This window comes from Undibacterium sp. FT79W (genome assembly GCF_014284215.1).
In the GTDB taxonomy this organism is placed as follows: domain Bacteria; phylum Pseudomonadota; class Gammaproteobacteria; order Burkholderiales; family Burkholderiaceae_D; genus Undibacterium; species Undibacterium aquatile.
The window spans coordinates 1-5,816 of sequence record NZ_JACOGB010000017.1 but is presented as its reverse complement, the minus strand read 5'-3'; the positions used below and the strand labels follow the sequence as shown (position 1 = coordinate 5,816).

At 49.2% G+C, this 5,816-nt stretch carries 2 tRNA genes and 3 rRNA genes; all 5 read right to left on the bottom strand.

Annotation, left to right across the window (positions count from 1 at the left end):
- Nucleotides 1-52 precede the first annotated feature (52 nt).
- The 5 genes from rrf to H8K38_RS18105 all read right to left on the bottom strand — a co-directional run bounded on the left by rrf (nucleotide 53) and on the right by H8K38_RS18105 (nucleotide 5,462).
- Nucleotides 53-165: ribosomal RNA gene (rrf, locus tag H8K38_RS18125) — 5S ribosomal RNA — on the bottom strand.
- A 199-nt stretch (nucleotides 166-364) separates the two neighbouring features.
- Nucleotides 365-3,239, bottom strand: a 23S ribosomal RNA gene (locus tag H8K38_RS18120).
- 423 nt (nucleotides 3,240-3,662) lie between these two features.
- A tRNA-Ile gene (locus H8K38_RS18115) sits at nucleotides 3,663-3,739 on the bottom strand.
- A 5-nt stretch (nucleotides 3,740-3,744) separates the two neighbouring features.
- A tRNA-Ala gene (locus tag H8K38_RS18110) sits at nucleotides 3,745-3,820 on the bottom strand.
- Nucleotides 3,821-3,931: 111 nt separating this feature from the next.
- Nucleotides 3,932-5,462: ribosomal RNA gene (locus tag H8K38_RS18105) — 16S ribosomal RNA — on the bottom strand.
- The 16S, 23S and 5S rRNA genes sit together here with 2 tRNA genes alongside, the layout of an rRNA operon.
- Between the last annotated feature and the right edge of the window lie 354 nt (nucleotides 5,463-5,816).

Genomic DNA, 5,816 nt, shown 5'->3' with positions numbered 1-5,816 from the left:
CTAAAAGCAAAACCCCCCGTTACGCTAGTAACGGGGGGTTCGCAGAATACAAGCCTGACGATAACCTACTTTCACACTGGTTGCAGCACTATCATTGGCGCAGAGTCGTTTCACGGTCCTGTTCGGGATGGGAAGGGGTGGTACCAACTCGCTATGGTCATCAGGCATAACTTGTCGATCTGTTGTGGCCACGTTGCTCTGTGGGGCACAGCAAATCCAATTCAGAAGAGTTCAGTAGAATGTGCGTCGCTTTTCAACTCGCACCAATCTCAATTTATTGTTTATTCCTGGTTATGATTTGTACCAACATTCATTGGCTCACACTTCATATTGCTCACTTGCAGCCTATACCTGCTAAGGTTATAGGGACAAGCCTTACGGGCAATTAGTACTGGTTAGCTTAATGCATTACTGCACTTCCACACCCAGCCTATCAACGTCCTGGTCTCGAACGACCCTTTAAAGAGATCAAGTCTCTGGGAAGTCTCATCTTAAGGCGAGTTTCCCGCTTAGATGCTTTCAGCGGTTATCTCTTCCGAACATAGCTACTCGGCAATGCCACTGGCGTGACAACCGATACACCAGAGGTTCGTCCACTCCGGTCCTCTCGTACTAGGAGCAGCCCCCTTCAAACTTCCAACGCCCACGGCAGATAGGGACCAAACTGTCTCACGACGTTTTAAACCCAGCTCACGTACCACTTTAAATGGCGAACAGCCATACCCTTGGGACCGGCTACAGCCCCAGGATGTGATGAGCCGACATCGAGGTGCCAAACTCCCCCGTCGATATGAACTCTTGGGAGGAATCAGCCTGTTATCCCCAGAGTACCTTTTATCCGTTGAGCGATGGCCCTTCCATACAGAACCACCGGATCACTATGTCCTACTTTCGTACCTGCTCGACTTGTCAGTCTCGCAGTTAAGCACGCTTATGCCATTGCACTATCATCACGATGTCCGACCGTAATTAGCGTACCTTCGAACTCCTCCGTTACACTTTGGGAGGAGACCGCCCCAGTCAAACTGCCTACCATGCACTGTCCCCGACCCGGATAACGGGCCAAGGTTAGAACCTCAAACAAACCAGGGTGGTATTTCAAGGATGGCTCCACGCAAACTGGCGTCCACGCTTCAAAGCCTCCCACCTATCCTACACAGATTGGTTCAAAGTCCAATGCAAAGCTACAGTAAAGGTTCATGGGGTCTTTCCGTCTAGCCGCGGGTAGATTGCATCATCACAAACATTTCAACTTCGCTGAGTCTCGGGAGGAGACAGTGTGGCCATCATTACTCCATTCGTGCAGGTCGGAACTTACCCGACAAGGAATTTCGCTACCTTAGGACCGTTATAGTTACGGCCGCCGTTTACTGGGACTTCAATCAAGAGCTTGCACCCCATCATTTAATCTTCCAGCACCGGGCAGGAGTCACACCATATACGTCCACTTTCGTGTTTGCATAGTGCTGTGTTTTTATTAAACAGTTGCAGCCACCAGTTTATTGCAACCCCTTCATCCTTCCCCCGCAGGGGGGTCAAACTACAAGGGCGTACCTTATCCCGAAGTTACGGTACCAATTTGCCGAGTTCCTTCTCCCGAGTTCTCTCAAGCGCCTTAGAATACTCATCTCGCCCACCTGTGTCGGTTTGCGGTACGGTCTCGTATGACTGAAGCTTAGAGGCTTTTCTTGGAACCACTTCCGATCGCTTCGTGAACAAGTTCACTCGTCTCAACCCCTTGAATTACGCACCCGGATTTGCCTAAGTGCCTTCTACAAGTCAAGAACAGGCTCTTCCAACCGCCTGACGACCTTCTGTGATCCGTCCCCCCATCGCATCATACGACGGTGCAGGAATATTAACCTGCTTCCCATCAGCTACGCATCTCTGCCTCGCCTTAGGGGCCGACTCACCCTGCTCCGATGAACGTTGAACAGGAAACCTTGGGCTTACGGCGTGGAGGCTTTTCACCCCCATTATCGCTACTCATGTCAGCATTCGCACTTCTGATACCTCCAGCATCCTTTACAAGACACCTTCGCAGGCTTACAGAACGCTCTCCTACCATATCCTAAAAGGATATCCGCAGCTTCGGTGTATAGCTTAGCCCCGTTACATCTTCCGCGCAGGACGACTCGATCAGTGAGCTATTACGCTTTCTTTAAAGGGTGGCTGCTTCTAAGCCAACCTCCTGACTGTTTTAGCCTTCCCACTTCGTTTTCCACTTAGCTATACTTTGGGACCTTAGCTGGCGGTCTGGGTTGTTTCCCTCTTGACACCGGACGTTAGCACCCGATGTCTGTCTCCCAAGCTCGCACTCAACGGTATTCGGAGTTTGCAATGGTTTGGTAAGTCGCGATGACCCCCTAGCCATAACAGTGCTCTACCCCCGTCGGTGATACTTGAGGCACTACCTAAATAGTTTTCGGAGAGAACCAGCTATTTCCAAGTTTGTTTAGCCTTTCACCCCTACCCACAGCTCATCCCCTAATTTTTCAACATTAGTGGGTTCGGTCCTCCAGTGCGTGTTACCGCACCTTCAACCTGGCCATGAGTAGATCACTTGGTTTCGGGTCTACACCCAGCGACTGATTCGCCCTATTCGGACTCGATTTCTCTACGGCTTCCCTATGCGGTTAACCTTGCCACTGAATGTAAGTCGCTGACCCATTATACAAAAGGTACGCAGTCACGGAACAAGTCCGCTCCTACTGTTTGTATGCACACGGTTTCAGGTTCTATTTCACTCCCCTCCCGGGGTTCTTTTCGCCTTTCCCTCACGGTACTGGTTCACTATCGGTCGATATCGAGTATTTAGCCTTGGAGGATGGTCCCCCCATGTTCAGACAGGATTTCACGTGTCCCGCCCTACTTGTCGCATACTTAGTTCCACACCGATGATTTCATATAAGGGGCTATCACCCTCTATGGCCAGAGTTTCCAATCTGTTCTATTATCAAAGATGCTAAATCATGCAGGCTCTTCCCATTTCGCTCGCCACTACTTTGGGAATCTCGGTTGATTTCTTTTCCTGTAGCTACTTAGATGTTTCAGTTCGCCACGTTCGCTTTTAACACCTATGTATTCAGTGTTAAATGACCTTACGGCCGGGTTTCCCCATTCGGAAATCTGCGGATCAATGTGTGTTTGCTCACTCCCCGCAGCTTATCGCAAGCTACTACGTCCTTCATCGCCTGATATCGCCAAGGCATCCACCATGTGCACTTAGTCACTTGTCCCTATAACTTTAACTCCTGGTGTCTGCCGTTAAATCTCTTTAACTTCAGGTTCATCACCAAGAAACGGTTATAGTTCTTTACTACTTATGAGTATTACTTTAGCGTTTGCCGTATCTCAAGAATTTATTTTTTTCTAAAACTGCCTTTCGGCTGCTTTTGATCAAACTCTTTTAATACTTTGTTTGTTCGATACAATCATAACCCTTCCATAAATTATTCAGCATGACTGTCGTCACACCAAACGAAGCATCCTTCCGGATACTTCCTTTACAGAAATAAATTTTGATTATTTCTACTTTACTTCTTCTGAATTGTTAAAGAACGAGAACTTCTTGCTACTGAGTCTTCCGACTCTCTTTCGATTTGAAAGAACAAACCTAAACAGCGCACGCGCCATTTGCGTTTGTTTTCTCAACATACTTTTGGTAGGGCTGGTTGGGCTCGAACCAACGACCCCCGCGTTATCAACACGGTGCTCTAACCAGCTGAGCTACAGCCCCAGTATTGGTGGAGGTTGACGGGATCGAACCGACGACCCCCTGCTTGCAAAGCAGGTGCTCTCCCAGCTGAGCTAAACCCCCATTCAGGCACTACTTCCTACTTCAAAGCAGCTTTACTTCTCTTTACTACTCTTCTCGTCTTTTCTTTTAACAGTCAATAAAAGTGAACACTTAATTACGGCGCTACTCTAGAAAGGAGGTGATCCAGCCGCACCTTCCGATACGGCTACCTTGTTACGACTTCACCCCAGTCACGAACCCTGCCGTGGTAAGCGCCCTCCTTACGGTTAAGCTACCTACTTCTGGCAGAACCCGCTCCCATGGTGTGACGGGCGGTGTGTACAAGACCCGGGAACGTATTCACCGCGACATGCTGATCCGCGATTACTAGCGATTCCAACTTCATGTAGTCGAGTTGCAGACTACAATCCGGACTACGATACACTTTCTGGGATTAGCTCCCCCTCGCGGGTTGGCGGCCCTCTGTATGTACCATTGTATGACGTGTGAAGCCCTACCCATAAGGGCCATGAGGACTTGACGTCATCCCCACCTTCCTCCGGTTTGTCACCGGCAGTCTCATTAGAGTGCCCTTTCGTAGCAACTAATGACAAGGGTTGCGCTCGTTGCGGGACTTAACCCAACATCTCACGACACGAGCTGACGACAGCCATGCAGCACCTGTGTTACAGTTCTCTTGCGAGCACCGCCAAATCTCTTCGGCATTCTGTACATGTCAAGGGTAGGTAAGGTTTTTCGCGTTGCATCGAATTAATCCACATCATCCACCGCTTGTGCGGGTCCCCGTCAATTCCTTTGAGTTTTAATCTTGCGACCGTACTCCCCAGGCGGTCTACTTCACGCGTTAGCTGCGTTACTAAGTCAATTAAGACCCAACAACTAGTAGACATCGTTTAGGGCGTGGACTACCAGGGTATCTAATCCTGTTTGCTCCCCACGCTTTCGTGCATGAGCGTCAGTGTTATCCCAGGGGGCTGCCTTCGCCATCGGTATTCCTCCACATATCTACGCATTTCACTGCTACACGTGGAATTCTACCCCCCTCTGACACACTCTAGCCATACAGTCTCAAATGCAGTTCCCAGGTTGAGCCCGGGGATTTCACATCTGACTTATATAACCGCCTGCGCACGCTTTACGCCCAGTAATTCCGATTAACGCTTGCACCCTACGTATTACCGCGGCTGCTGGCACGTAGTTAGCCGGTGCTTATTCTTCAGGTACCGTCATTAGCAATCTATATTAGAGATCACCGTTTCTTCCCTGACAAAAGAGCTTTACAACCCGAAGGCCTTCTTCACTCACGCGGCATTGCTGGATCAGGGTTGCCCCCATTGTCCAAAATTCCCCACTGCTGCCTCCCGTAGGAGTCTGGACCGTGTCTCAGTTCCAGTGTGGCTGGTCGTCCTCTCAGACCAGCTACTGATCGTCGCCTTGGTGAGCCTTTACCTCACCAACTAGCTAATCAGATATCGGCCACTCCATGAGCATGAGGTCTTGCGATCCCCCACTTTCAACCTTAGTTCGTATGCGGTATTAGCGTAACTTTCGCTACGTTATCCCCCACTCTAGGGTATGTTCCGATATATTACTCACCCGTTCGCCACTCGCCACCAGACCGAAGTCCGTGCTGCCGTTCGACTTGCATGTGTAAGGCATGCCGCCAGCGTTCAATCTGAGCCAGGATCAAACTCTTCAGTTTAATCTCTGTTTTTGTTCATTTCTGAACTCCTTCTTTCGAAGGCGTCGCTCACTCAAAATACTGACAGTTCAGATTCCATTACTGAAATCCGTCTTGCTTTATTTCTTGTGAAGCATTTGATATTTTTTAAGCATGCCAACCAGTTAAACTGATTGGTGCGCTTTCATCAAGTGCTCACATTTATTGACTGTTAATTGTTAAAGAACCGCGAATCCTGAAATTCTTTTCCGCTTCACTCTTCCGAGTTTTGCTTCGCATCGTTGTGTGCGTCAGCAGCAGAGAAACGAGATTATGAAGTACTTCTCACTCACTGTCAACTCCCTTCGCCCTTTCGCTTCGCTTTTTCTTCTCAGC